The following is a 25894-nucleotide window of genomic DNA, read 5'->3' on the forward strand; positions in this document are numbered from 1 at the left end:
CTTTCGCTGCTTGCCGCACGCGGGGCCCGCGTCGGGGGAGTGGGAAACGGAGTGAGGGGCGGGTGTCAGGAACCCGGATCCCGTTGGCGGTCGCGCAGGCGAACCAGCGCGAAATGTGCCGCGCCGACGGCGGCCCTGGCGGCCGCGAGGCCGGTCGAGATCAGCGGTTCGCCCGCGGGATCGGCGGACGGCCGCGCCGTGGCCGCCACCAGGTGGATGGCCGCGTCGAGCCCGGTGGACGCCGCCGCGGCCACCGGATCGGCCGTCGCCCCGGCGGCGCCCAGCGCCGCGCGGGCGCGCAGCAGCAGCCCGAGCGGGCATTCCGCGGCGCATCCCGGTGCGTCCTGGAGCCTGCGCAGGTCGAAGGTCGCCGCACAGCAGCCGGGATCGGCGGGGCCGTGCCGTGGCAGGGGATCGACCTCGATCCGTCCGGTCGTCGTCAACGCCGCCTCCTGGGTCCGCTCGCTCACGTGCTTGCTGACGGATCGGTCACCGTGCCGCCATGCGCTCGCGGACGCTGCGCGGGCGCAGGTCGGTCCACACCCGCTCGACGTGCTCGAGGCACTCCTCGCGGGTTCCGCTGACGCCCTCGTCGCGCCAGCCGAGCGGGTTGTCCCGGTCGGCAGGCCAGATCGAGTACTGCTCCTCGTCGTTGAGCACGACCTTGAACCGCGGCTGCGCTGTGGTCTCCGGCATCGCCGTCTCCTTCTCCTCGCCGGCGGCGCACGGGCCGTCCGGTGTGTGGTTGTGTCGTGATCGGTGGTGTGCCTCAGGCCTGGGCGGGCACCGCATCGGGCATCGGTGCCGCTTCGGCGTTCGCCCGGTGCCTGCGGGCCAATTCGGCGCGTTCGGCGGGGGACAACCGCCGCAGCCGTAGCGCGGCACGTGCCATCCGGGCGCTGATCCCCGGTTCCCGCTCGTGCGCGACGATCGCAAGCGCCAGCGCGGCGACGGTGGGTCCGTGGAACAGCGCGACGGTGGGCACCGCGGTGCGCAGCAGCTCCCTGGTCCGGGACATCAGCCGGACGGCGTCGAGGGAACGCCCGCCCAGGCCGAAGAAGTCCTCGCCGATGCCGATGGTCTCGGCGGGACGGGCGAGGACCTCACCCCACAGGTGCCGCAGGATCTCCTCGAGTTCGGACAGGGCCGTCTCCGCTGCCGCCCGTCGCGGAATCGGGTCGGGCAGCGCCGCGCGATCGACTTTTCCGTTGGCGTTCAACGGGATCGCGTCCACCCGGACGACGGCGTGCGGGACCAGGTGGCGGGGCAGCCGTTCGGCGACCACCGCCCGGACGGCATCGGCGTCGACCCCGGGGGCCGCCGCGATCCAGCCGAGCAGCCGGTTCGTGCCGGTGGCGTCGGCTCGCGGGACGACGACGGCGCGGTCCACCCCCGGACAGGACGCCAGCGCGGCCTCGATCTCGCCGGGTTCGATCCGATAGCCGTCGATCTTCACCTGGTCGTCGAGCCGGCCGAGAAACTCGAAGGCACCGTCCCCGCGCAGCCGTCCGCGGTCACCCGTGCGGTACATCCGCGCGCCCGCCGATCCGGCGAAGGGGTCCGGCAGGAACCGTTCCGCCGTCAGCGATGCCCGCCCGCTGTAGCCGCGGACCACACAGCCGCCGCCGATGAACAGCTCACCCGGCGTCCCGGCCGGGACCGGCCGCAGCCCGGCGTCGAGCACGTACATCGTGGTGTTGTCGATCGGCCGTCCGATGGGCAGCAGTTCGCCCTCGGGTGCCCGTTCGACGCGCAGCACGCTGTTGGCGACCGAGGCCTCCGTCGGGCCGTACTCGTTGAGCACGGGGGTGTGCGGGTCGAGTGCCCGCCAGGCGGCGAGAGTCCTGGCGGAGAAGGCGTCGGCGCCGACGACCAGGGTCGAGCACAGCGCGCCGGCCTCGGCCGCCCCGAGCTGCCCGGCGAGCAGGTCGAGATGTCCGGGCGTCAGCTTGATGAACGCGTACGGGGCGTGTGCGCCGAGGGCTTCGCCGAGTTCGGCGGGGGAGAGATCCGCGGGCAGCAGGTGCACCGCCTGCCCGCACAGCAGGGGTGCGAACAGGTTCGGCACCAGCATGTCGAAGGCGAACGAGGAGAACACCGGCGCGCCGCCGGTGGCCTCGCCGACGTAGGAGCGCACACACCATTCGACGAAGTTCACCAGCCCCCGGTGTTCCACCAGCACTCCCTTGGGGCGGCCGGTGGAGCCCGAGGTGTAGATGACGTAGGCGAGGTTTCCCGGGCCCGCCACCGGGGGCGGGCAGGTCGTGGCGTCCGGCGCGGTGTCCCGCGGATCGTCCAGCGGGAGGGTGACCCCCTCGTGCCAGCCCAGCGTGGCCCGGTGGCCCGCCACCAGCGCGAGGTCGGCGGCGAGCAGCCGTTTGCGCTCGTCCGGGTACCCGGGCTCGATCGGCACGTAGGCGGCGCCCGCCTTGAGGATGCCGAGCATCCCGACGAGCATCCCGGCCGAGCGCTCCAGGCACAGGCCCACCAGCGTCTCGGCACCGGCACCGAGCCCGCGCAGCCGCCACGCCAGCGCGTTGGACCGTTCGTCCAGTTCGCGGAAGGTCAGGGCGGAGCTGGAGTCCCGCACGGCTGTCGCGTCCGGCGTCCTGGCCACCTGTTCCTGGAACAGCTCGTGCAGGCACGCCGTGTCCGGATATGCGCGGGCGGTGCGGTTGACCTCGGCCTGCAGGGCACGATCCTTCTCGGTCCGTATGTCCACTTCGGACACTCGAAGGTCGGGGTCGGCGCACACCGTCTCGAGCACGAGCAGCAGGCTCCCGGCCATGCCCCGTACCGTGGCCCGGTCGAACAGATCGGTGCTGTAGGTGAACAGCCCGGTGAGCGAGTCGGCGGCGCCCGTCATCGTCAGGGTGAGGTCGAGTTTCGACGTGCCCGTCCCGACCGGCCGGCCGGTCCAGACCAGGCCTTCCGGCGCTCGGGCGCCGACCGGCTCCTCCAGTTCCAGCAGCACCTGGAACAACGGCGACCTGCTCGGGTCGCGGCGCGGGGCGAGCCGTTCGACGAGCAGCTCGAACGGCACCTCCTGCCGGGCGAACGCCCCCAGTGCCCGCTGCCGTGCCTGGTCCAGCAGATCGGTGAACCGGAGATCCCGGGCCAGGTCCGCGCGGACCGCGACCATGTTGAACATCGGGCCCGGCACGTCCTCCAGTACTCGCTGGTCGCGATTGGCGCAGGTGATGCCGACCAGGAAGTCGTCCTGACCGCTGAGCCGGTGCAGCAGGGTCTGGAACGCGGCGAGCAGCACCGAGAACAGGGTCGTCCCGTGTGCGCCCGCCAGCCTGCGCAGGTCGGCCGCGAGTTCGTCCGGCACCGCGAACGGCACCTGGCCGCCCGCGTAGGAGGGCACCGGCGGACGCGGGTGGTCGGCGGGCAGATCGAGGGCGGGGGGCGCGCCGCGCAGCGCCTCCTCGAAGTGGCCCACCGCCTCGTCGAGCGCGTCCCGGTAGGTGGCCGAACGCTGCCAGGCGGCCACGTCGGCGAACTGCAGCGCCGGTCGTGGTGCCGGGGCCGTGTCCCCGCGCTCGGCGGACTCGTACGCACGGGCCAGTTCACCGAGAACCAAGTCGAACGACCAGCCGTCGTTGACCAGGTGATGCAGGGTCAGCAGCAGGACGTGCTCCTCGGTGCCCAGACGCACCAGGTCCGCGCGCAGCAGCGGGCCGCTCGCCAGGTCGAAGGGCTCCCGGGCCAGGTCGGCGACCAGATCCGCGGCCGCTGCCCGCCGGTCGCCGGCCGCGGACACCTCGTGTCTGCCGAGCCGGACGCCACCAGTGGGCCCGCACACCGGGACGGGCAGGCCGTCGGTGACGGTGAAGGTGGTACGCAGGACGTCGTGCCGGGACAGCACCGTGCGCAGTGCGGTCTCCAGCGCGGCCGGGTCGAGCGCGCCCTCGATGTCGAGCGCGTAGGGCTGGTTGTAGGCCGCGGTTCCCGGGCTCCACTGCTCGAAGAACCAGATCCGTTCCTGACTGAACGACACCGGGGCCGCCGCCGGCGGAGTCCCCCTCGGCACCGGAGGCGGCAGCGCGACGCGCTTGTTCCCGGCACGGAGCCGGTCCACCGCCTCGGCGGCCGCGCGCACCGTCGGCGTGCCGAACAGCAGGTCGACCGGTAGCTCGACACCGAAGCGCTCGCGCAGCCTGCCGGAGACCGCGATGGCGGCCAGCGAATGCCCGCCCAGCGCGAAGAAGTTGTCTTCGCGGCCGATACCGGTCTCGCCGAGCACCTCGGTCCAGGTCTGCGCGACCAGCGTCTCCGAGCGTCCGCGCGGCGGTTCCACCGTGAGTGCGGCGGAGGGGACGTGGCGTGGCTCGGGTGCCGTCCTTGGTGCGATCGGCAACTCCGACAGCCGCGTCCCGGGTGCCGTGGCGAGGACGTACAGGACCCCGTCGATGTCCTCGGCCAGTGCGTGCACGGTCGCCGGCAGGTACTTCTCCGGGTCGTACCGGCAGTCCAGCGTCCAGGCCGTGCCCGTGGTATTCAGCACGAGGACGATGTCCAGTTCCACCAGCGCCTCCGCACGGGCGCGCATGCCATCGCGCGCCGCGGCCGGACCGGTGAACACCGCCACCCTCGCCGCCGCGGCGGAACCGGTCGCCGCCCGCGCCGCGCCCATGGCGAGGTCGCCGAGGCAGGCCGAATCGGGCAGGTCCAGCAGCAGCGCGGCCGGTTCCCCGGCGGCGTCGAGCCCGGCCAGCAGTGTGACGGCGGTGGTGCCGGTGTAGCGGGCGAGCACCGCGCCGACGGCGGCGACGGTTGTCGCCGCGGAGCACGGACCCGCGTCCGGCAGCACCGGATGGCTGAGCTCGTGAGTGTGCAGGTCGTGCACGAAGCCGGGTACCGGGGGCGGTGGCAGGTCCGCCGGAACGGTGACGCTCATCGCGGCACGCTCCCGCCCGCGGCGGGCTCGGGCACCCGCGCGTCCGCACCGACCTTGCTGACCAGGTTGTCGCCGAGGACCAGGTGGTCGAGCCGCGAGCCCGCGTAGGTGCGCATGGCCAGTTCGGGGTCGCAGATCACCGGCTGCCCACGCAGGTTGAACGAGGTGTTCAGCAGTACCGGCACGCCGGTGCGCTCGCCGAAGGCGCCGAGCAGCGTCCACAGGCGCGCGTTGTCCTCCCGCCGGACGACCTGCACCCGGGCGGTCCCGTCGACGTGCGTCACCGCGGGCAGGGTGTCGCGGTGCTCCGGTCGGGTACGGACCACGAACAGCATGTGCGCGTAACGTTCCTCGACCCCGGGCACGATCTCGAAGAACCGGTGCACGTCCTCGGCCCGCACCACCGGCGCGAACGGCCGGAAGTCCTCCCGCTGCTTGACGATCGCGTTGAGGTGGTCGCGCATCCCGGCCGAGCGCGGGTCGGCGAGGATGCTCCGGTTGCCCAGTGCGCGCGGGCCGAACTCCATCCGGTCCTGGAACCAGGCGACGACCGCACCGCCGGCGATCAGGCCGGAGACCTCCTTGGCGAGCGCGTCGAAGTCCGGGTAGGCGCGGGCCTGGCAGCCGGGGTCACCGGAGGCGGCGGCGGCCAGCCGCTCGCCGGAGTAGCCCGGCCCCCAGAACGGCATGGCCATGCGGCCGGCCGGGGCGATCCCGGACCGCTGGGTGTGCACCCGCAGCGCCGCGCCGAGCGCCGAACCGTCGTCGCCCGAGGCGGGCTGGACGAACAGCCCTTCGAACATCCGGCTGCGCGAGATGAGCCCGTTCGCCGTGCAGTTCAGTGCCACCCCGCCGGCCATGCACAGGTTGCGCTGGCCGGTGTCCTCCTTCGCCGCCCGCAGCACGTGCAGCAGCGTCGCCTGCAGCCCGGCCTGGACGCCGGCGGCGACGTCCATGTGCCGCTGCTCGATCGGCTCGCCGGGTGACCGCGGCGAGCCGAAGCGCTCGGTCAGGGTGCGGACGACACCGTCCAGCGTCTCGTGCTCGCGCCAGTCGCGGTTGGCCGCGGCGAGGGCGGGCACCAGGTACGAACCGTGCTCACCGAGCCGGATCATGCCCATCACGTCCGCGAAGAAGCGTTCGCGGTCGCCGTAGGGCGCGAGGCCCATCACCTTGTACTCGTCCATGCCGAACTCGAACCCGAGGTACAGGGTGACGGCGCCGTAGAGGGTGCCGAGCGAGTGCAGAGCGGGCACGGTCCGGACCACCTCGATGTCCCTGCCGCGCCCGACGGCGACCGTCATGCTCTCCGTCTCGCCCATGCCGTCGGCGACCAGGATCAGCGACTCGTCGAAGCCGCTGAGGTGGAAGGTGCTCGCCGCGTGTGCCAGGTGGTGCGGCACCGGGACGAAACGCCGCTCCCAGTCCAGTTCCGGCCAGTGCGCGGCCAGTGACTCGCGCTGCACCGTGGAGGCGTAGACCTCGTGGAAACGCGCGGCGGTGAAGTCGTTGAGCTCGTGCGCCGCGGAGGGACGGTAGTCGAAGCCGTGCGCCACGTGGTCCACATCGGACATCGTGATTCCGGCCTGCTCCAGGCAGAAGCGGATGGCGTTGACCGGGAAGCCGCCCGTGGTCTTCTCCCCGGTGAACCGTTCCTCGGCCGCCGCGGCCACCACGCCCTCGTCGGAGACGAGGGCGGCGGCGGCGTCCAGGCCCTGCACGATCCGGTAGTGCCGCGGATCGAGCCCGGGCAGTTCACGCTTCTTGAAGTCGATGCTGTTGTGCATACCGCTGATGCCGATGACGTACATGCGCGCTCTCACTCTCGGTCGACGGGTCCCGCGGCACGGCGGGCTCGGTGCTCGCTGGCGCCGGTGGCTCAGCCGGGGCCCGGGTCGAAACCCAGCACGGTCTGCAGCAGCACGTCGGCCCCCGCGACGAGGTGCCACGGCGCGGTGTCCTCGGCCGGAACGTGACTGAGGCCGCCGATACTCGGGACGAAGATCATCGCCGCGGGTGCCACCCTGCCGATCACCTGTGCGTCGTGCCCGGCGCCGCTGGGCAGGGCGAACCGGCGGAACCCGAGCCGGTCGGCGGCCTCGGCGATCAGGCCCTGCAGACGCGGATGGCAGGCGACCGGGTCGACGAGCTGGTCCGGCCGCACCTCGATCACCGTGCCGGTGCGGTCCCCGATCTCCGCGGCCGCCCGGCGCAGCCGGTCCAGTCCCGCCTCGATCGCCTCCACGGACACGTCGCGCAGGTCGACACGCATCCGTGCGGTGCCCGGCACGACGTTCCAGGCGTTCGGTTCGATGGCGATGCTGCCGACCGTGGCGACGCGGACCACGCCGTCGGCGCCTGCCAGCCGCTGTACCTCGACGATCAGGTGGGCCGCCCCGGCCAGGGCGTCCCGGCGCAGTTCCATCGGGGTGGTGCCCGCGTGGTTCGCCTCGCCGCGGACGATGACGTCGACGGTCAGCCTGCCGCTGATCGCCTCCACGATGCCGATCTCCGCGTCGAGGTGTTCCAGCACCGGCCCCTGCTCGATGTGCAACTCGATGAAGGCGGCGATGCGGTCGGGGTGCCAGGCCGCGTCGGCCACCCGGTCGAGGTCGCCGCCGATCCGGGCGGCCAGCTCCGCGATCGGGGTGCCGGCGCGGTCGCACATGGCCAGATCGCCGGGCTCCAGTGCGCCGGCGAAGGCGTGCGAGCCCCACATGCCGCGGGTGCCGCTGGCGCCCTCCTCGTTGGCGAACACCACCACCGCCGCCGGTCGTTCGAGCCGGACGCGGTGGTCGTGCAGGGTGTGCAGCACCTCGATGCCGGCGAGCACGCCGTACGCCCCGTCGAGGGCGCCGCCGTCGGGGACGGTGTCGGTGTGCGAGCCGATCAACAGGGTGGGCGCGGCGGGCGCCGAGTCGGCCGGACGGCTGCCGATGATGTTGCCGGCCTCGTCAGTGTGGACCTCCAGTCCGGCCTCCCGCATGAAGCCGCGGACCAGCTCCCGGCCGGCGACGTCCTCCTTGGTGAAGGCGAGCCGGTGCACGCCGCCGTCGGCGGTGCCGCCGACCTGCCGGAGCCGGTCGATCCGGCCGAGCAGCCGGTCGCCGTCGATCCGCAGCCCACGACGTTCGGCCACGGCCCCGGTCGCGGGCAGCCGCTGCTCGACGTCCGCCAGTTCGCTCATCACAACCCCATTCGGCTGGTCAGCCGCGCGAGGGCGCCGGTACGCGGGTCGTCCGGTCGGTCTCGTTCGCGCGCCTGCCCCGGACGACCGGCCGGACCACCCTTCGGGAATGTGTTCCGATTGCTGGGAACGGGCGGATAACGCCGTTTTCGCAGCGGTGGATCCGGTCGGCAGGATCTGCCGTCGGGGCGAGGAAATTGAAACCGCGAAGCCGTGCCGTGCGCCAGGTACTTTTACCGGCAGAACCGGCGGCACTGCCGATGGAACCGGTCGTCGGCAGAATCAGGAAAGTGGCGCCGAGTAACGTCCAACTGCGCCGGATGGCCCAATCCGGCATCGATACGGCTTCGTGACTTGTCGTACTCCCGATCGATTTCTCGCACAGCAAGCGTGCTGTCACAGTGCGGAAGGAAATTGCTCTGAAAGAGTGCATTGGTCGGAGGATGCTTGCCCGGGAGGATTTCGGCCGTTTGACTACGCTTGCGCCGACGGGCCGGACAATGCCGGTCGCGGTAATGACCGGCGACACATATTACCTTTTTTCGAGCGAGTTCATTCACAACAAGAAATTGTCATGAGCACGGAGGTTGGCGTTGTCTGTCGATTTCATGGATGCGGACAATGCCGAGTTCGCCGTCGCGGCGCCGGCTCTCACCGCGGAGCAGACCTTCGGCATGGTGTTGCGCACCCACCGGGTCGCGGCCGGGCTGACCCAGGAGGAACTGTCCGAGCTGTCCTGTCTCAGCGTGCGCGCCATCCGGAACATGGAGATCGGCCGTACCGGGCGTCCGCAGCGGCAGTCCGTTGTGCTGCTGGCCAATGCGCTCGGTCTGAGTGACTCGGTGCTCGACGAGCTGTTGCGTACCGGGCGCCGGGTCCGCCCCGAACGACCGGCCTGCCCGGGTGCCGAGGCGCGGCCGGAGGAGCGGGACACCCGTTGTGAACTGCCCGCCGACGCGCCCGAACTGTTCGGGCGGGCCGGGCTCGTCGAACGGATCGAGGAGCACCTGCTGGCGCCCTCCGGCCCGGCGGGACCGGCGATCCTGACCGGGCAGCCGGGAGCGGGCAAGACCGCCCTTGCGGTGCATGTCGCCCACCGCGTCCGCACCCGCTTCCCGGACGGCCAGATCTTCGTCGACGCCCAGGGACCGCGATGCGAGCCGATGTCCGCGGACGCGGTGCTCGGCCGGGTACTGCGATCGCTGGGCGTCACCGATCCGCCGCGGCGGGCGGAGGAGCGATCGGCGCTGCTGCGGGCGATGCTGAGCACGCGACGGGTGATCGTCGTGGTGGACAACGTCGGTGGCGAGGCACAGGTCCGGTCGCTCCTGCCCGCCGCCGCCCGCAGTGCCCTCATCCTGGTCGGCCGCTGCCCGCTCCCGGCACTGCCCCAGGGGCGTACCTGGCAGGTGGACGAACTCGGCACCGCCGACGGTCTCGCCCTGCTGGCCGGGGTGGCCGGCGCGAGACGGGTCGCCGACGAACCCGCCGAGGCGCGCGCCATCGTCGAGCAGTGCGGTGGCCTCCCGCTGGCGGTGCGGATCGCGGGCTGCTGGCTCGCCGCCCGCCCGCATCGCGGGCTGCACGCGCTGACGAACCTGCTGGCGGATGCCCCGGGCAGGCTGGAACGCCTGCAGGTGGGCGATCTGAGCGTCCGGTCGAGCATCGCCGCGCACCACCGCGACCTGGGTGCCCGCGACATGCCCACCGTGCGGCTGCTCGCCGCGCGGGAGCGGGAGGGCGGGTTCGACGCGGCCGATGTCGCCGCGCTGACCGGCGGCGACACCGCCCGCGGTCAGGAGATCATCGACAATCTGGTGCACCACCAGCTCGCGACGGTGACCGTCGGCGGTGGCCGCCTCCTCTGCCGGTTGTATCCGCTGCCCGCCCTCTACAGCACGTACTGCGCGCCCCGCGGGCAGGACGCCGGCGGCACCCCGACCAGGGCGATCCGCAGGGTCGCCTCCGGTGCCCCGCAGCATCTGCCCGCGTTCTCGGTCATCACCGGCCGGGTGCGCGCGTGAGCGCCCCCGGCCGCAGCGAGGACCGGCAGGCCGAGACGGCCGAACCCGCGCGGCGATCCCGGTTCCTGCCGCTGTGGCTGTCCACCGCGTGCTCCGGCCTGGCCGACGGGGTGTACCTGATGGTGCTGCCGCTGATCGCGCTCACGCTGACCACCTCGCCCGCGCTGATCGCGGGTGTCCGGGTGGCACAGACCGCGGCCGGGCTGATCTTCGGGCTGGCGGTCGGCGTCCTGGTCGACCGGTTCGACCGGCGGAAGCTGATCATCTACGCGGGTGCCATCAGGGGCGCGGCCATGGCCGGCCTCGCCGCCGCGATCGCGCTCGACGCACTCACCCTGCCGCTGGTCTTCGTCGCGGCCTTCGTCATCGGCACCGCCGAATGCGTCAGCGACACCGCGGGGCAGGCGATCGTGCCGATGGTGGTGGAGCGGGACGGACTGCGCCGGGCCAACGGCCGCATCTACGGCACGCAGACCGTCACCAACGACTTCGTCGGCGCGCCACTCGGGGCGGCGCTGCTGGGCCTGTCCACCGTCGTCGCGGTGCTCACGCCCGCCGGGCTGTACCTGATCGCCGCCGTCGCCCTGCTGCCGCTGGCCGGAAGGTTCACCGCCGTCGCCGAGAGCGGCACCCCCACGACGGTGATGCAGGAGATGTGGGCCGGGGTGAAGTCGTTGTGGGACAACGTGGTTCTCCGCCGGATCGCGATGTACGGGGCGATCTCCAATTTCACCAACTCCGCGTTCTTCGCGGTGTTCATCCTCTTCGCCGTGGGCGGCACTTCGGCGATGGGACTGTCGAGCTTCCAGTACGGCCTGCTGCTCACGGCGGCCGCGGCGGGAGCGGTGTCCGGGGCGTCGCTGGCCGATCGGGTATGCCGTTCGCTGTCGCCGCGGGTCGTGCTGACCGGAGTGGTGCTGGCGCTGGGGCTCTGCTTCGCGACGCCGGTACTGACGAGCTCGCCACCCCTGGTGGCGCTGGTGCTTGCCGCGTCCGGTTTCGTCACCGCCATCGGTGGGGTGATGACGGTGTCCCTGCGCCAGACGCTGGCGCCGGCGAACCTGATCGGCCGGGTCGCGGCGGGCAGCAGGCTGCTGTCGCTGGCGGCACGGCCACTCGGCGCCCTCGCCGGTGGCGCCGTGTCGCAGGTGTCCGGGCCGAGGGGCCTGTTCGTGGTGCTCGCAGTGGTCGTGCTGACCGCGCTTCCGCTGACCGTCCGCCTGCGTGCGGGGGAGCCCGGCTGACCGCGTGGAATCCGCCTGTGCCGACGCTTGACGATGGCCGCGCGCACCGTGTTAATCTTCGAACCGAGCCCCGTATGGGCCTACGCACGGAGGTAGCGGCTACTCAGCCACCACTCGGAGAACGGCACATTCCCGTTTCTTTCCGCATCTGCCTTCCGCATCCGACGTTCCGGTTTTCCCGGCACAGTGCGGTTTCCTGCGCGTAGCGGCCTACGGGGCTTCGTCGTGCCCGCTCCTGCCGGTGATGGCTGCCTCCGGTCGGATCGATCTCGACGAAAGGACCACATGAGCGAACACCACACGGTTGCGAACCGGGCCACCGATGACCGGGCGACCCCGGACCGGGCGTCCGACAACCCCGAGCCATTCGACATCGCCGGGTTCCAGCGCGGCGTGATCGCGGAGTTCCGGGAGAACCGGGGACTCGTCGGCGGCATGTTCGCCGGATCGGCGCTCGTCCTGCTGACCACCGTCGGCGCGCGCACCGGTCTGCGCCGCACGGTTCCGCTGGCATACCTGGAGATCGGCGGGCAGCCGCTCGTCGTCGCCTCGGCGATGGGCGGCCCCGCCCATCCCGCGTGGTACCACAACATCCGCCGGGACCCGGTGGTCACCGTCGAGACCGGAACCGAGACCTACCAGGCGATCGCCGCGATTCCCGCCGGACGGGAACGCGATGAGCTGTTCGCCGGGGTGGTCGAGGCGGAGCCGGGATTCGCCGACTACCAGGCGAGAACGACCCGGGCCATCCCCGTGGTCACCCTGCACCGGGACGACCCGCGACCGGGCGCGGAGCGGCTGCGCGGGCTGGGTGACTTCCTGGTGGAGGGGCACGACTGGCTCCGGCGTGAACTGGCGGAACTCCGCGGTCAGGTGGGCCGGATCGCCGACGGGCACGCTGCCCCCGGTGCGCTGGAACGGATTCCGCCCGGTGCCGCGCACCGTCTGCGTACGCACTGCCTCGAGTTCTGCTCGGCGCTCGAACAGCACCACATCGGGGAGGACATGGGAGCGTTTCCCATGCTGGCGCAACGCTTTCCGGCGCTCGCCCCGGACCTGCGCAGGCTCGGTGCGGAACACGCGGTGGTGGCGGACCTGCGGGAGCGGATCGGTGTGCTGGTCGAGTCCTACGTTCCCGGCGAGAGCGATCCAGTGGTGCTGCGCGGCGAACTGGAACGGCTGGCGGACCGGCTGGAAGCGCATTTCGACTACGAGGAACGGACCGTGGTGACCGCGTTGAACGCCGTCGGCCCCGCTCCGGACATCGGCTGACCGACCGCGCCGGGAACGGGCCGCCGTTCCCGGCGTGGCCTCCGGCGAAGCGATAGGTGACTGTCACTTCGGTGGTACGTTCGGTGAGGACCCCACCACGGCCGGAGAGGATTCAGACGATGACGGAAGCTCCCGAGCTGCCCCTGCAGATGCGGCGCGCCCGGTTCGATCCGACCGACGAACTGTCCAGGGCCCGCGACAGCGAGGGCGTGACCCGGGTGATGACGCCCTTCGGCATTCCCGCCTACCTGGTGAGCCGCTACGAGGACGTGCGCGAGGTGTTCTCGGACGCGGGCCGGTTCAGCAACGCCCGCAGGCCGTCCACCCTGCCCGACGTACCGCGGTTCACCGAGGAGGAACAGGCCGAGCTGCGAGCGGGGCAGATGCTCGCGTACGACCCGCCCGACCACACGCGCCTGCGCCGCATGCTCACCCCCGAGTTCACCGTGCGCAGGATGCGCAGGCTGGAACCACGGATCGTGGAGATCGTGGACGACGCGCTCGACGAGCTCGCCCGGACCGGCGCTCCCGCGGACCTGGTGGCGGACTTCGCCCTGCCGGTGCCCTCGCTGGTGATCTGCGAGCTGCTCGGTGTGCCCTACGCCGACCGCACGGAGTTCCAGCACCGGACCAGCCGCCTGCTCGACGTCTCGCTGCCGATCGAGGAGCGGATGGCGTTGCAGCGGGAGAGCCGCGAGTACATGGCCGGGCTGGTCGCGCGGGCGCGGGCCACCCCCGGCGAGGACATGCTCGGCATGCTGGTGCGCGAACACGGCGACGACCTGACCTCCTCCGAACTCGCGGGCATCGCCTCGCTGCTGCTGCTCGCCGGGCACGAGACCACCTCGAACATGCTCGGTCTCGGCACTCTGGCGCTGTTGCGCCACCCGGACCAGCTCGCCATGGTGCGCGACGATCCCGACCGGGTAGAGCCGGCGGTGGAGGAACTGCTGCGCTGGCTGTCGATCGTGCACTCGGGCATGCCGCGAACGACGACCACCGAGGTGGAGATCGCGGGGCACACGATCCCCGAAGGCGAACAGGTGATTCTGGCCCTCCCGGCCGCCAACCGGGACCCCGCGCTCGTCGAACGGCCGGAGGAACTCGACATCACCCGTGGCGCGCCGCGCCACGTCGCGTTCGGGCACGGCGTGCACCACTGCCTCGGCGCGCCGCTTGCCCGGATGGAGATGCGGATCGCGTTTCCCGCGCTACTACGGCGTTTCCCCGACCTGGCGCTCGCCGTTCCCTACGAGGACGTGGGATTCCGCGCCTATCACGTGGTCTACGGACTGCACACGCTTCCCGTCACCTGGTGAGTCAGGAGAGTGGACACGATGAGGATCGAAACGGATCGTGACACCTGCATCGGTGCCGGAATGTGTGTGCTGACCGCGCCCGCGGTCTTCGATCAGGACGACGACGGCATCGTGCTGGCACTCGCCGAGGACGTCGCGGGCGGTGACGCCGAAGCCGCCGCGGAGGCCGTGTCACTGTGCCCCTCGGGCGCGCTGCGCGCCCGGTCCGGGTGAGCGCCGAGGCGCCGGGGCGGAACCTGCGCGCCGACGCGGCACGCAACTACGAGCGGATCGTGGTGGCAGCCGGACGTGCCTTCGAGGAGATCGGGCCCACCGCGACACTGGACGAGGTCGCCCGCCGCGCGGGGGTCGGGGTGGCGACGGTGTACCGCCGTTTCCGCAATCGCGAGCAGGTCGTGCGCGCCGTGTTCGACCACCTGATGACGGTCGAGATCCAGCCGGCCATCGCCACCGGAACCGGAGACCCGCTACGGGATCTCGTCGCCTCGCTCGAGGCCACCGTCGACGTGCTCGCCGGGCGGCGGGTGATCCTGGCTCTCGCCCGCGAGACGGACGCTGTCGACGTCGGCAGCCTGCACCGCTATCTCCGCTCGATGGACCGGCTGCTCGGCCGCGCGGTCGAGGCCGGCCACGTGCGGCCGGAGGCCGAGGTGCGCGATCTGGCCGCGATCGTCGTCATGACCCTGGCGACGGTCCACGCCTGCGATCCCGGCGGGGCGGACCGCAGGCGTTACCTGGCGCTGCTGGTGGCCGGGCTGCGTCCCGCGCCGGAGCCGCTCCCGGCGCCGTCCGTGCACGGCCTGCGTGGTGCCTGAGCCGGTGCCATCACCTCAGGCTGCGTCTGCCTCCACGGTGGTCCACCGCATCCGCAGGGTGGTGCCGAACCGGTCGCTGATCAACCCGGAGTGCTCGCACAGCGCGTCGATCAGCATCAGGCCCCGGCCCCGGCGCTGCTGTTCGGGAGCGTCCACGGCCGGACGGGCCGGTTCGGCCGGGTTCCAGCGCCCCAGGTCGGACACGGTGACCATCACCGTCGCGGCGTCCACGGTGCCGAACACCGCCATCGATCCGTCGTGACCGGCCGGGTAGGCGTGATCGACGACGTTGGCCATCGCCTCCTGCGCGGCCAGCGCGATGGAGGTGACGGTGTCGCCGGTGCAGCCGTTGGCGGAGGCCCACTGTTCGAGGGCGTGGCGCACCGCGCTGACCTCGGCCGCGGTGGCCGGGACGTGCCGGTGGAAGATGTCGATGCGGGGGCACGGTACGCGCGGGGACGTCCGTTTCACGGCCTGCCTGCCTTCCCGCCGGGTGCCTGCCACCGACGTGCTGTCGCGGGTCTCCCCGCGCCGCCGGGGAGACCCTGCGAGCGCGTGGGTCACACGTGATCGGTCGCGGTGCCCCCCGGTGTCGCGACGCCCGGTCACCGGGCCCGTGTGCTTGTCCATGGTCGCACCCCACCCGGTGCGGTGCACCGGGGCGTCCGGGTTCGCGGGCGGCCGCCCGGCCCGTGCGACCATCGGCGCCACAGGGGTGCCTCGGTGGTCCCGCTCGGCCCGGACGGACGGTGCGGTCGACTCCGGGACGACGGGAACTCCGGGACGAGAAGGGGAGAAGCATGTCCGTCATCGACAAGGTCGCCCTGATCCGGTGGGACGGCGACGCGATTCTCGCCGCACGGACCCGTGGCCGCGAGGCCTACTACCTCCCGGGCGGCAAACCCGAACCGGGCGAGTCCCGGCTGGACGCCCTGGTCCGGGAGGCGGCGGAGGAACTGGCCGTCGCGGTGGATCCGGCGACCGCCGTCCGGGTCGGCACCGTCGACGCCCCGGCGCACGGCCGTGCCGGCGCGATCGTGCGGATGCACTGTTACACCGCGGAAAGTTCCGGCACGCCCCGGCCAGCGGGCGAGATCGCGGACGTCCGGTGGATCGGCCCGGCCGATCGGCATCTGCTCTCACCCGCCGCGCTCGCCGCCGTCGAGGTCCTGCGGGGACCCTCGACGCCCGGGTGAGCCCGCCGGTGCGCCTCGTGTCGCGCGGATGACGGTGGTGAGCGCGGCGTGCAGGTCCTCCAGTTCGCCCAGTCCCATGCCGAGTTCCTCGACCACCCGGTACGGGATCTTCTCCGCCTCGGCACGTAGATCCCGGCCCGCGCCGGTGAGGTCGACAGCGAGCTGCCGTTCGTCCTCGGCGCTGCGTCCACGGGAGATGTAACCGGTCGTCTCGAGTCGTTTGAGCAGTGGCGACAGCGTGGCCGGTTCCGCGCGCAGCACCCGGCTCAGCTCGGTGACCGATCGGGGGGCGCTGTCCCACAGCGCGAGCAGCACCAGGTACTGGGGATGAGTGAGACCGTGCGGCTCGAGCAGTGGCCGGTAGATGGCGATGACCGAGCGCGATGCGATCGACAGCGCGAAGCACACCTGCCGCTCCAGCGCGAGCGGGTTGGGTCCGAGGTCGATCGCCATCTGCTACGTCCCTCCGGCACCGGAGGACCTCCGGTGCGTATTGCTTAGCGCGTTAATGATTAGGGTACTATCTTAGGGGTACCGGGCGTGCGTGCCGGCATCGGCGCGACGAGAGCGCGGCGAGAACGCCGGGCAGGAGAACACGGTGCTACGAGGAGGAATGGTGGCGACAGCGGAGCGAGTCCGCCCCGGTCCGTTCGCGTGGCTCTGGTACGCGGTCGGCGGGCGCCTGCCCGCCGTGCACCGGGAATGGGTCCTGCGCGACGTCACCGCGAGCACCTGGCTGCTCCGCCACGCGGCGCGCAGCACCGTGCTGATCTCTCCGCTCGTGCTGGTCTGGTTGCTGCTGCCGGCCCCCATCGGACTGCGGCTGGCGCTGATGCTGATGGCGGCGCTCGTCGGCTACTTCTACTCGTTCGCCTACGCCGAGGAGAGCTGCGAGCACAGGTTGCACAAGAACGGCATCCCGCGGGGGACGGGCAAGCGAATCCGCGCGGAGGCCAGAGAGGTGGCCGGGCACGACGCCACCGTGCGGTACCTCGCGCGATACCGCGGCGAGTAGCGCCCCTACACCGTGCGGAGCGCGGCCGACGGGGATTCCACGATCCGGTCCCGGTTGCGCATGTGTGCATGGGCGACTCGACTGAGACGGCCTGATTCCGAACTTCCGAGGGAGCGATCACCGTGTCGGTCACCGATGAACTGCTACGCAACAACGCGCGTTACGCGGAAGGATTCTCCGGGCCGCTGCCCTTGCCGCCCTCGCGTCACGTCGCGGTCGTGGCGTGCATGGACGCGCGGCTCAACGTCTACGGGGCCCTGGGGCTCAACGAGGGCGAGGCGCACGTGATCCGCAACGCGGGCGGGGTGATCACCGAGGACGAGATCCGCTCGCTGGCGATCAGCCAGCGTCTGCTCGGCACCGAGGAGATCGTGCTGATCCACCACACCGACTGCGGGATGCTGACCTTCACCGACGACGAGTTCAAGGCGTCGATCCAGGAGGAGACCGGCCTGAAGCCGCCGTGGGCCGCCGAGGCGTTCAGTGACCTCGACGCGGACGTGCGCCAGTCGATCTCCCGCATCCGGAACAGCCCGTACATCCCGAAGAAGGACTCGGTGCGCGGCTTCGTCTTCGACGTCGCGACCGGAAAGCTGAACGAGGTCGGCTGACCGGCGCAGGTTCGAGGTCCGCTGCCGGGCCGGCGTAGGGCCGGGTGGCGGGTTCGGGGCACCAGGTCTCGCGGGCGGCGCGGTCCGGCGGGATTCCGGGTGTCATCGGGTCGCCTGCCAGGCAGGGTCGCCGCACGACGAACCCGACCCGAGGTGCCCGCGAGCTGGACCCGGCGGTCCTGCCGACGTGGCTGTACGAGGATTTCGGTGTCGAGGCCGCACCGGCGTCCGCGACCGAGCGGGCGTGGTTTGTCGAGGGATACGGGCCGGTCACCGTGACCCCGTGCCGCTCGCCCGTTACCGGTGCCTGCGCGCGCTCGACGACCTCCTGGTACCGGTGTGGCAGGTCCTCGACGTGAACGGGTCGTCCGCTGCCGGAGCGGGTCCCGGCGCTGGAACCCTTGCCCGCCAATGATTCGGTACGCCACCCAGAGCGTCCATAATGGACAATGATTCGACACTGGTAGTACGGTCAGGTGCGGGACCGTCCACTATGGACGGAATTGTCAGGCGGGCGGCCCGGTGTAGCGCAGGGCAAGCAGGAGCGTGTCGTCCTGGTGCAGTACCTCGGTGTGCATCTCCTCGACGATGGATGCGGGCAGGCGGGCGGTGTCCATCGCGGCGTGCCGCCGGGTGGCCGCGAGCAGCCGCCGTTCTCCCTCGTCGAGATCCTTCCGGCTTTCGGTGAGCCCGTCGGTGTACAGCAGCGCGAGGTCGCCCGGCCGGAGCGTGCGGGACTCGACCTCGGCACTGCCGGGGCTGGGGAAGCCGATGCCGCGGCCGCGGATGCGGGCGAAGTCGCCGATCCCGGCGGCATCGGTGATCAGCGCGGGAGGGTGGCTGCCGTTGGCGAGCTGGAGCAGTCCGGTACGCGGGCAGAAGCGGGCCAGCAGGACGGTCGCCATGTGCGCGGGGGTGATCCGCGCGAGCGTACGGGCGGCGTGGCCGACCAGCTCCGGCAGCGGATGGCCCTCCAGCGCCAAAGTTCGCACGGTGTGCGCCACCGCGAGTGCCGTGCGGGTGGAGGTGACACCGTGCCCGACGGCGTCGACGATCGTGATGTGCACCGTGCCGTCGGGCAGGACGAGCCAGTCGTACAGGTCGCCGCCGACCGGCGTGTCGACGCCCGCCGGGGCGTAGTGCACCGCCAGCTCGACCCCGTCCACCGAGGGCGGGGGTGGGCGCAGGGCGTCCTCCAGCTCCCGGAAGATGACCGCGTGCGCACGCCGGAGCTGCTCGTCGCGTTCCTCGAGCTGCACGTACATCGCGAGTACTCCGCGGTTGGTCTCCGCCAGCTCGTGCTTGAGCGCGCGCTGGTCGCGGTCGAGCACGTCGGAACGGGCGAGCACGGCGCGCAGCTCCGCCTCCTCGGGACCGCCGCGGTCGTCCGGCCCGGTGCCGTCCCGTGCGGGCGGTCCGGGTAGCGGAAGGCGCCACACCAGGTCCCCGTCCTCCCCGGTGACCGCGGGCAGGGGCAGTTCGGTGTCCGCCGGCACCGGCATGTCGGTGCACGGGCGCAACCCCACGACCAGGAGTGGTCGCGGCTCGGCAGGATCCCCGTCCGGATCCGCCGCGGGTTCCGCGATGGCGTCCCGGACGGGATCGGCGACGGCCCCGGCCGGCATGACCACCGAGGCGGTGAGTGTCGCCGTCCCACCATCGTCGAGGCACGGACGTGCCACCGTCAGCACCGACAGGACGAGCCGCGCCCGGCTTTCCACCGGGACGCCGTGCCGGTCGCAGAGCGAGCGCAACAATGTGCGCAGCGCGTCCGTCGACGCGGCGGTGTGCCGCCCCGTGGCGTGCTCAGGCGGCACCGGCGCCTCCGTCGACCCGGAGGGCGAGCACGGTGGCGTCGTCCCGGCTTCGGCGGTGCCGGTGCATCAGCCGCGCCGCGAGCAGCGCGGGAGCGAGCGCGGGTCCCGGCCCGGCGCCCAGCGACCAGCGGGCGTCGACGCCGTCCGTGTGCAGGACGGCGATCGCGTCCGGTTCGAGGTCGAGCGGCCGCACGAGCGGCTTCACCGCTCCCCGGCCGACGATCCCCGGCTGACTGAGCAGGTGCCGGGTCCGGCCGCCGGTGATCAGCACCGCGTTCACGTTGCCGACCCCGCAGAACGAGGCGAGCCCCGGACGGACGCGCAGCACCGCCGCCGCGGCGCCGCGGGTGTGCCGGATACCGGCGTTCACCGCGCTCAGCAGTGCGGGCAGCGGCCGGTGCGGGTCGCCGGCGAACACCGCCGCGGCCGCCCGCGCGGCCTCGGCGGCGTCGGGTCCGTGACCGAGCCCGTCCACCATCAGCAGGGTGTGCTCCTCGCCGTCCGCCGCGAGGGCGAGGGTGTCGCCGCTGACCTCCTCGCCCGGGGCGGCGAGCCGCAGATACCCGAGCCGCCCGTTGCCGTACGGCGGTTCGTTCCGGCCACGCGGTACCAGCACCCGGGCGACGGCCAGCGTGCCCTCGCCGGGGACGGTGTGCACGTCGAAGTCGGTGGCCATGCGCAGGACCGCGCCCAGTCCGGCACCGAGCGTGCCGGTGGTGGTGTGCCCGTCGGCCAGGCAGCGTGCCAGGTCGTCCATGCCCGGACCCGCGTCCGCGGCGAGGATCTCGACGCCGTGAGCGCCGAGCGCGGGCTGCACGTACACCTCGCCTCCGCCCGCGTGTTTCTCCAGGTTGCTGGCCAGTTCCGAGGCGATCACCGCGGCCTGGTCGGGCAGCGCGGACGGCAGGCCCAGTTCGAAGGCCACGGAGCGGGCGGTCTGTGCCGCCCGGTGCACGGCGCTGACATGGGTGATCGGGATGTGCCGGGACAGCGGTGCCTGCTGGTCCGGGATCATGTGGTCCACCGGGTGACGACGACCGTGGTGCCGCGCTCGGTGGAGTCGATGTCGAACTCGTCCACCAGCCTGCGGGTGCCGCCGAGGCCGTGCCCGAGTCCGGTGCCGGTGGTGAAGCCGTCCGCGAGCGCCGCGTCGAGGTCCGGGATGCCGGGGCCGTCGTCCCGGACGATCAGCCGCAGGCCGCGCCTGCCGCCGGGCCCGGTCAGCGGGAGAATCGTCAGGCCGCCCCCGTTGCCGTGGATGTAGGCGTTGCGGACCAGTTCGCTGGCGGCCGTGACCAGCTTCGTCTGCCCGATCAGGTCGAAGCCCTCGGCCACCGCCGCGGTCCGCACGGCGTGCCGTGCGGAGAGCAGGTCGCGGTCGGTGTGGATCGGCAGTTCGCCGGCCTCCTCGGCCTGCCGGGAGGTGGCGAGTTCCTCAGACCGCATCGGGGCGGACCTCGGATGAGTGCACGGCCGCGGTCTCCTCGGTGAACTGCCGCCAGCCCAGACGCCCCATCGCCTGTTCGGCGTTCAGCGCGGTCTGCACACCCGTCAGGTGCAGGCCCAGTTCGGACAGCGTGATCGCGACCGCGGGCCGCATCCCGGCCACGATCATCTCGGTGCCCAGTAGCTGCCCGGTGCCCGCGAGGTCCATCAGTACGCGGGCGACGAAGGAGTCGACGATCTCCAGCCGCGAGATGTCGATGATGACGCCGCCGACACCGCCCTCGGCGATGCGCCCGGTCAGTTCCTCGGTGAACATCAACGCGGTCTTGTCGTCCAGGTCGTTGAGCAGGCCGGTGAGCAGGACGTCACCGAGCTTCAGGATCGGCACGCCCGCCGGGCCGGGGGTGCTCAACTCGCTGCTCCCCGGCCGGACGCCGTGTCCTCCGCGTCGAGCCTGCGCAGCGATTCCGCCAGCGCGTCGGCCAGGGTGCTGCGGGTGGTGATGGCCGAGAGGTCGATGCCGAGCTGGGTGATCGTCTGTGCGATCGCCGGGCGGATCCCGCTGATCAGGCAGTCGGCGCCCATCAGCCGGACGGCACTGGCCGTCTGCAGCAGATGCTGGGCGACCACGGTGTCCACGGTGGGTACCCCGGTGATGTCGATGATCGCGACCCTGGCCTCGTTGGCCTGGATTGCCTCCAGCAGCCCGTTCATCACCACCTGGCTGCGGGCACTGTCGAGCGTGCCGATCAGCGGGACCGCCAGCACCCGCTGCCACAGCCGGATCACCGGCGTCGACAGTTCCAGCATCTGCTGGTGCTGCTGGCGGATGATCTCCTCACGGCCCTCCACATAGGAGTGGAAGGTGAGGGTTCCCGCGGCGTCGAGCAGCCGGTTGACCGTCATCGAGGTGGCGAACAGGGTCGGGGGATCGGTGGTCTCCCGCTGCACGGCCTCCAGGATCACTTCCTTCAGCGCCAGCGTCGCCAGCGCCGTGGTGGTCGGCGCCGCGCCGGTGCGGGCCCGGCGGACCGAGAGTTCGGTGATCGTGTCGCGCAGCGGGCCGTGCCGGTGCACCACCTCTTCGGCGGGCAGGCCGGTGTGCAGGCCCTCGGCCAGTGCCCTGAGCACGTCGTCGGCCTCGGCCCGCAGTTCCCGCTCCGCGTGGGCGCCGCTGTGCGCGTCCCGGTCGAACTGCAGATCCACCCAGTGCTGGGCGAGCTCGGCCCGCCTGTCGGTCAGCACCCGGACCAGGAGGTCACGCACCGCCGTGTCGTCGGTCGTCACCGGCGTCCTTCCTCGGATGGCCCGTCCGGCATCGGGCCACCGCTCTCGCATCTCGTTCGTGCTGCGCCACCGGCCGGTGCGGCAGGCGCCACGGTGGGGACACGATATCGAACGGCCGGGGCCGGATCGGTCACGAGGCGGCCGGTGGCGCGCCGGGTGGGCCGCCCATGGGCGGGGTGGCCCACGGGCGGGTGGGCACGGCGACGCCGCGGCCGTCCCGGGCGGGCGAGCCGCTGCGCCGGGTCCGGCCGGTCCGCACGCGGTGCGGGCGAACCGGCCGCCGTCGATCCACAGTGGACACGAAGCGTCGAGAGCGTGTTCTCGACGCCGTCCGTGACGGCGGACGGCGGTACCGGGTCAGTCGCCGAGGGTGCGCAGGTACTCGCCGAACTTCTCCAGCCCGTCGAGGTTGCGCGGCCCGCTGATGCCCTCGTTGTAGTCGAGAACGAAGAAGCGGTTCCCGGCCACCGCCGGGAGGCCCGCGGTCACCGGCGAGTTCTTCAGGAAGTCGATCTTCTCCTGGGCGGGCTTGTCGCCGTAGTCGAGGATCACGATGACCTCGGGCTGTGCCTGCACCACGCTCTCCCAGCCGACCTTGTTCCACCGGCCGTCCAGAGTGTCGAAGATGTTGCGGCCCCCGGCGAACCGGATGATGTCGTTGGGCGGAACCTGGTTGCCCGCCGTGGTCGGCTGGTCCGTGCCGGAGTCGTAGAGGAAGACCGGGACGGGGTCACCCCCGGGCGCCTGGGCGCGGACCCGCTCGGCCCGGTCGCGGTAGCCGTCGACGAGGTCGCGTGCCCGGTCCGGGACGTCGAAGATCTGGCCCAGCCGCTCCAGGTCCGCGTAGAGCGCGTCGAACGGCGCGACCTTCTCCGGATGCCCGGGATAGTTGAAGCACGACTCGGTGTGCATGAAGCTCTGCACGCCGAGGGTGTCCAGGATCGCCGGGGTGATGCCGCGCTGGTCGCTGAAGCCGGAGTTCCAGCCCGCCACCACGAGATCCGCCTTCGCCTCGACGACGGCCTCCCGGTTCAGCAGGTCGTCGCCGAGGAACTGGACCTTCGCGTACTCGGCCGCCCACGGGGATTCCTCGACCGGCGGGTTGGCCGGTGGCATGAGGTACCCGTGCACGCGGTCGGTGAGGCCGAGGGCGAACATCTTGTCGGCGCTGCCCGCTTCGTAGACCACCGAACGCGAGGGTGTCGTGTACTCCACCGGTTCCCCGCACCGGTTCACGGTGACCTTCCGGTTCTGCTCGCCCGCCTCGACGCTGGCACCGCACGCGGTCAGCAACGGCAGGGTGAGCGCGAGTGCGGCGAACCGGCTCCGCCGTGCGGTACGGAAACGAGCTGTGGCGGTCATGCGGGATGTCCCTTCGTGACATGGCGGGGGGTCAGTGCGTAGAGCAGTTGGGGGTCACCGGTCAGTGGGTGGGTGACCACGTGCGCGTCGACGCCGAACACCTCCCGGACGAGCGCGACGGTGAGCACCTCGGCCGGCGTGCCGGAGGCGACGAGCCTGCCCGCCGAGAGCACGCCGATCCGGTCGCAGACGGCAGCCGCCAGGTTCAGGTCGTGCAGTACCACCAGGACGGTCAGGCCGGACTCGCGCAGCAGCGAGAGCAGTTCGACCTGGTGGCGGATGTCGAGATGGTTGGTGGGCTCGTCGAGGACGAGCACCTCCGGGGACTGCACGAGGGCGCGGGCCACCAGAACCCGCTGCCGTTCGCCGCCGGAGAGCGTGAGCACCCCGCGATCGGCGAGGTGACGCACGTCCATCCGGCCCATGGCGTCCTCGCACAGTGCGTGTTCGGCGGCGCCGAGCGGCTCGTTGCCCCGCAGGTACGGGGTGCGGCCGAGCGCGACGATCTCGCGGACGGTGAAATCCAGGTCGGTGCCGGACTCCTGGGTCAGCGCCGCCACCGTCCGGGCGCTCCGCCGGAGTCCGAGTGACGCCAGGTCGGTGCCGCCCACCCGCACCGTCCCGCCGCTGGGACGCAATGCCCGGTACACGCATCGCAGCGCGGTCGACTTCCCGGACCCGTTGGGGCCCACCAGGCCCACGACCGAACCGGCCGGGACGTCGAGCGTCAGGTGGCGTACCAGCGTGTTGCCGCCGATCGCGACGGAGAGTTCGTCGAGTGCGAGGTCCATGCTCACCGTCCGCCGAAGAGGTAGCCGCGGCGCCGCATCAGCGTGATGAACACGGGTACGCCGATGAGCGCGGTGATGACGCCGAGCGGCAACTCCCGCGGGGCGACGAGCGTCCGGGAGACCAGATCCACCCAGACCATGAAGATCGCGCCGGCCAGCGGGGCGAAGGTCAGCACCCGCGCGTGCCCCGCGCCCGCCACGATCCGCACGAGATGCGGGATCACCAGGCCGGTGAAGCCGATCGCGCCGCTGACCGCCACGGTGGTGCCGGTCATCACGGCGGTGAGCACGAACAGCCCCTTGCGCAGCCGGACCGTGTCGACGCCGAGGCTGGCGGCCGTCTCGTCGCCGAGGGACATCACGTCGAGGCCACGGCTGTGACGGTGCAGGATCACCAGTCCGATGAGGACGGTGACGACCACGACGGGCAGCGAACCCCATGTGGCCGCTCCGAAACTTCCCATCGTCCAGTAGAGGACGGTGCTCGTGGATTCGCTGTCGGGCACCAGGTAGATGATCACGCTCATGATCGCCTGGAACGCGAACGACATGGCGACGCCGGTCAGCACCAGCCGCAGCGGGGTGATCCCGGTGCGGGACCGGGCTGCCACGTAGACGAGCACCGAGGCGAGCAGCGCGCCGCCGAAGGCTCCGGCCGACACGGCGTAGATGCCGAGGGCTGCCAGTGCGCCCGTCGACCCGACCGCGACCGCGCCGACCGAGGCGCCGGAGGAGATGCCGAGGATGAACGGATCCGCCAGCGCGTTGCGCACCATCGCCTGGACGGCCACGCCGACCGCGCTGAGTCCGGCCCCGACCACGGCGGCCAGCAGGACGCGCGGCGTCCGGACCTGCCAGACGATCTGATAGCTGCTCAGCTCGCCAGGGGTGATCGTGCCGCCGGTGAGCGCTGCCCACAGGTACCGCGCGGTGTCGCCCGGCGGCACGGTCGCCGGGCCGAGTCCCACGGCGAGCACGATCGATCCCACCAGCACGGCGGAAAGTCCCGACACGATGGCGGCGGTGCGGACGGCGGAACCACCGCCCGCGGGTACCGGCCCCGGTGGGGTGTGCCGGGCCGCCGGGCTCGCCTGTGCGTCCGCCCGGTCCGTTCCGGCGGGCGCCTGGGACGAGTGCATGACTGGGATCCTCGATCGATAGTGATTATCGTTGTCGATAACGTAGCCCATCGGAGTGACCGCGAACAAGGCGTGCCCGTCGGGACCGCCGGAAGGGTCACGCCGATACCGTCGTCCGCTCGCGCCACGACCGTCACGCGGTCACCCGGGAAGGAACGTCCCCGGCTGCGGAGCCGTCCGCTGTTCACCCTCACCGCGCACCTCGCCGAGCCGCACCTGCTGGACGGCGGGCCGCTGGGCGATCGGCGGGTCGTCGACATCCGGGGCGGACGGTTCGACGGGGATCGGCTCAGCGGCGACCTTCTCCCGAGCGGTGCCGACTTCCAGCTCGTCCGCTCCGACGGCGTGCCCGAACTCGGGTGGCTCAACCGGATCCTGGCGGTCGGCGTGGGCCGCCGCGAGCGAGCGGCCGCCGTCGTCGAGGTCTTCGAGATCCACTGACGGCACCCGCCGTCGGACGGCGTCA

25 protein-coding genes are annotated in these 25894 nt (G+C 72.2%); 10 read left to right on the plus strand and 15 right to left on the minus strand.

The genetic code is table 11. The annotated features are described in order from the left end of the window. Positions 1-65: 65 nt before the first annotated feature. The 5 genes from CFN78_RS29290 to CFN78_RS22095 form a co-directional block, all read right to left on the minus strand. A complete protein-coding gene (locus CFN78_RS29290; protein ID WP_165777665.1) occupies positions 66-443 on the minus strand; it encodes a hypothetical protein in 378 nt (125 codons plus the stop codon). A 46-nt stretch (positions 444-489) separates the two neighbouring features. Beyond that, entirely contained in the window at positions 490-696 is a 207-nt protein-coding gene (locus CFN78_RS22080; protein ID WP_094864765.1) for an MbtH family protein, read from the minus strand. A 73-nt stretch (positions 697-769) separates the two neighbouring features. Further along, positions 770-4903 (minus strand): non-ribosomal peptide synthetase, encoded by a 4134-nt coding sequence (locus CFN78_RS22085; RefSeq protein ID WP_094864766.1) that lies wholly within the window; start codon positions 4901-4903, stop codon positions 770-772. Then, the gene (locus CFN78_RS22090; RefSeq protein ID WP_094864767.1) at positions 4900-6714 is read right to left on the minus strand and encodes a carbamoyltransferase family protein; all 1815 of its coding nucleotides are present in this window, start codon (positions 6712-6714) and stop codon (positions 4900-4902) included. The genes CFN78_RS22085 and CFN78_RS22090 overlap by 4 nt, the downstream gene beginning before the upstream one ends. 68 nt (positions 6715-6782) lie before the next feature. Next, positions 6783-8090 carry a Zn-dependent hydrolase gene (locus CFN78_RS22095; protein ID WP_094864768.1) on the minus strand — a complete coding sequence of 436 codons (1308 nt, stop codon included), beginning with the start codon at positions 8088-8090 and terminating at the stop codon, positions 6783-6785. Positions 8091-8683: 593 nt separating this feature from the next. Between CFN78_RS22095 and CFN78_RS22100 the strand changes: the two genes are divergently transcribed. The 6 genes from CFN78_RS22100 to CFN78_RS22125 all read left to right on the plus strand — a co-directional run bounded on the left by CFN78_RS22100 (position 8684) and on the right by CFN78_RS22125 (position 14764). Beyond that, positions 8684-10114, plus strand: a complete 1431-nt coding sequence (locus tag CFN78_RS22100) for an XRE family transcriptional regulator (protein ID WP_133116421.1) — start codon at positions 8684-8686, stop codon at positions 10112-10114. Further along, positions 10111-11358 carry an MFS transporter gene (locus tag CFN78_RS22105; protein WP_165777666.1) on the plus strand — a complete coding sequence of 416 codons (1248 nt, stop codon included), beginning with the start codon at positions 10111-10113 and terminating at the stop codon, positions 11356-11358. The genes CFN78_RS22100 and CFN78_RS22105 overlap by 4 nt, the downstream gene beginning before the upstream one ends. A gap of 372 nt (positions 11359-11730) precedes the next feature. Further along, positions 11731-12630, plus strand: coding sequence for a nitroreductase/quinone reductase family protein (locus tag CFN78_RS22110; protein WP_420807915.1), 900 nt, complete (start codon positions 11731-11733; stop codon positions 12628-12630). A 119-nt stretch (positions 12631-12749) separates the two neighbouring features. After that, positions 12750-13949: a cytochrome P450 gene (locus tag CFN78_RS22115; RefSeq protein WP_094864771.1), complete on the plus strand. Its 1200-nt coding sequence runs from the start codon at positions 12750-12752 to the stop codon at positions 13947-13949. 18 nt (positions 13950-13967) lie between these two features. Then, a complete protein-coding gene (locus tag CFN78_RS22120; protein WP_094864772.1) occupies positions 13968-14162 on the plus strand; it encodes a ferredoxin in 195 nt (64 codons plus the stop codon). Continuing rightward, positions 14159-14764 (plus strand): TetR/AcrR family transcriptional regulator, encoded by a 606-nt coding sequence (locus CFN78_RS22125; protein ID WP_205660610.1) that lies wholly within the window; start codon positions 14159-14161, stop codon positions 14762-14764. The genes CFN78_RS22120 and CFN78_RS22125 overlap by 4 nt, the downstream gene beginning before the upstream one ends. A 15-nt stretch (positions 14765-14779) precedes the next feature. Here CFN78_RS22125 and CFN78_RS22130 read toward each other — a convergent pair whose 3' ends face one another. Beyond that, positions 14780-15268, minus strand: coding sequence for an ATP-binding protein (locus CFN78_RS22130; protein WP_165777667.1), 489 nt, complete (start codon positions 15266-15268; stop codon positions 14780-14782). A 296-nt stretch (positions 15269-15564) separates the two neighbouring features. On the opposite strand from CFN78_RS22130, the gene CFN78_RS22135 reads away from it, so the two are divergent. Next, positions 15565-15960 (plus strand): NUDIX hydrolase, encoded by a 396-nt coding sequence (locus tag CFN78_RS22135; RefSeq protein WP_094864774.1) that lies wholly within the window; start codon positions 15565-15567, stop codon positions 15958-15960. Here CFN78_RS22135 and CFN78_RS22140 read toward each other — a convergent pair. Then, positions 15904-16413 carry a MarR family winged helix-turn-helix transcriptional regulator gene (locus CFN78_RS22140; RefSeq protein ID WP_094864775.1) on the minus strand — a complete coding sequence of 170 codons (510 nt, stop codon included), beginning with the start codon at positions 16411-16413 and terminating at the stop codon, positions 15904-15906. The genes CFN78_RS22135 and CFN78_RS22140 overlap by 57 nt on opposite strands. Positions 16414-16576: 163 nt before the next feature. Between CFN78_RS22140 and CFN78_RS22145 the strand changes: the two genes are divergently transcribed. Both CFN78_RS22145 and CFN78_RS22150 read left to right on the plus strand, forming a co-directional pair. Beyond that, positions 16577-16975 (plus strand): DUF5313 family protein, encoded by a 399-nt coding sequence (locus CFN78_RS22145; protein ID WP_240519616.1) that lies wholly within the window; start codon positions 16577-16579, stop codon positions 16973-16975. Positions 16976-17097: 122 nt separating this feature from the next. After that, on the plus strand, positions 17098-17586 hold the full coding sequence (locus CFN78_RS22150) for a beta-class carbonic anhydrase (protein WP_094864777.1): 489 nt from the start codon (positions 17098-17100) through the stop codon (positions 17584-17586). Between the two features lie 506 nt (positions 17587-18092). On the opposite strand, the gene CFN78_RS22160 is transcribed toward CFN78_RS22150, so the two are convergent. From CFN78_RS22160 to CFN78_RS22195, 8 genes are all read right to left on the minus strand, one after another. Further along, a complete protein-coding gene (locus tag CFN78_RS22160) occupies positions 18093-19403 on the minus strand; it encodes a PP2C family protein-serine/threonine phosphatase (RefSeq protein WP_240519617.1) in 1311 nt (436 codons plus the stop codon). Then, positions 19393-20418, minus strand: a complete 1026-nt coding sequence (locus CFN78_RS22165; protein WP_094864779.1) for an ATP-binding protein — start codon at positions 20416-20418, stop codon at positions 19393-19395. The genes CFN78_RS22160 and CFN78_RS22165 overlap by 11 nt, the downstream gene beginning before the upstream one ends. Beyond that, a complete protein-coding gene (locus CFN78_RS22170; protein ID WP_094864780.1) occupies positions 20415-20849 on the minus strand; it encodes an ATP-binding protein in 435 nt (144 codons plus the stop codon). Before CFN78_RS22170 ends, CFN78_RS22165 begins: the two co-directional genes overlap by 4 nt. Beyond that, entirely contained in the window at positions 20839-21261 is a 423-nt protein-coding gene (locus CFN78_RS22175) for an STAS domain-containing protein (protein WP_094864781.1), read from the minus strand. Before CFN78_RS22175 ends, CFN78_RS22170 begins: the two co-directional genes overlap by 11 nt. After that, a complete protein-coding gene (locus CFN78_RS22180) occupies positions 21258-22136 on the minus strand; it encodes an STAS domain-containing protein (RefSeq protein WP_240519618.1) in 879 nt (292 codons plus the stop codon). The genes CFN78_RS22175 and CFN78_RS22180 overlap by 4 nt, the downstream gene beginning before the upstream one ends. Before the next feature lie 357 nt (positions 22137-22493). Further along, positions 22494-23498, minus strand: a complete 1005-nt coding sequence (locus CFN78_RS22185) for an ABC transporter substrate-binding protein (RefSeq protein WP_094864783.1) — start codon at positions 23496-23498, stop codon at positions 22494-22496. Then, entirely contained in the window at positions 23495-24289 is a 795-nt protein-coding gene (locus tag CFN78_RS22190) for an ABC transporter ATP-binding protein (protein ID WP_094864784.1), read from the minus strand. Before CFN78_RS22190 ends, CFN78_RS22185 begins: the two co-directional genes overlap by 4 nt. Before the next feature lie 2 nt (positions 24290-24291). Continuing rightward, complete coding sequence (locus CFN78_RS22195) at positions 24292-25428, minus strand: FecCD family ABC transporter permease (RefSeq protein ID WP_094864785.1); 1137 nt, start codon at positions 25426-25428, stop codon at positions 24292-24294. 72 nt (positions 25429-25500) lie between these two features. Between CFN78_RS22195 and CFN78_RS29295 the strand changes: the two genes are divergently transcribed. Continuing rightward, on the plus strand, positions 25501-25869 hold the full coding sequence (locus CFN78_RS29295; protein ID WP_240519619.1) for a DUF3237 family protein: 369 nt from the start codon (positions 25501-25503) through the stop codon (positions 25867-25869). Positions 25870-25894 lie beyond the last annotated feature (25 nt).

The organism is Amycolatopsis antarctica, assembly GCF_002262875.1.
GTDB lineage: Bacteria > Actinomycetota > Actinomycetes > Mycobacteriales > Pseudonocardiaceae > Amycolatopsis > Amycolatopsis antarctica.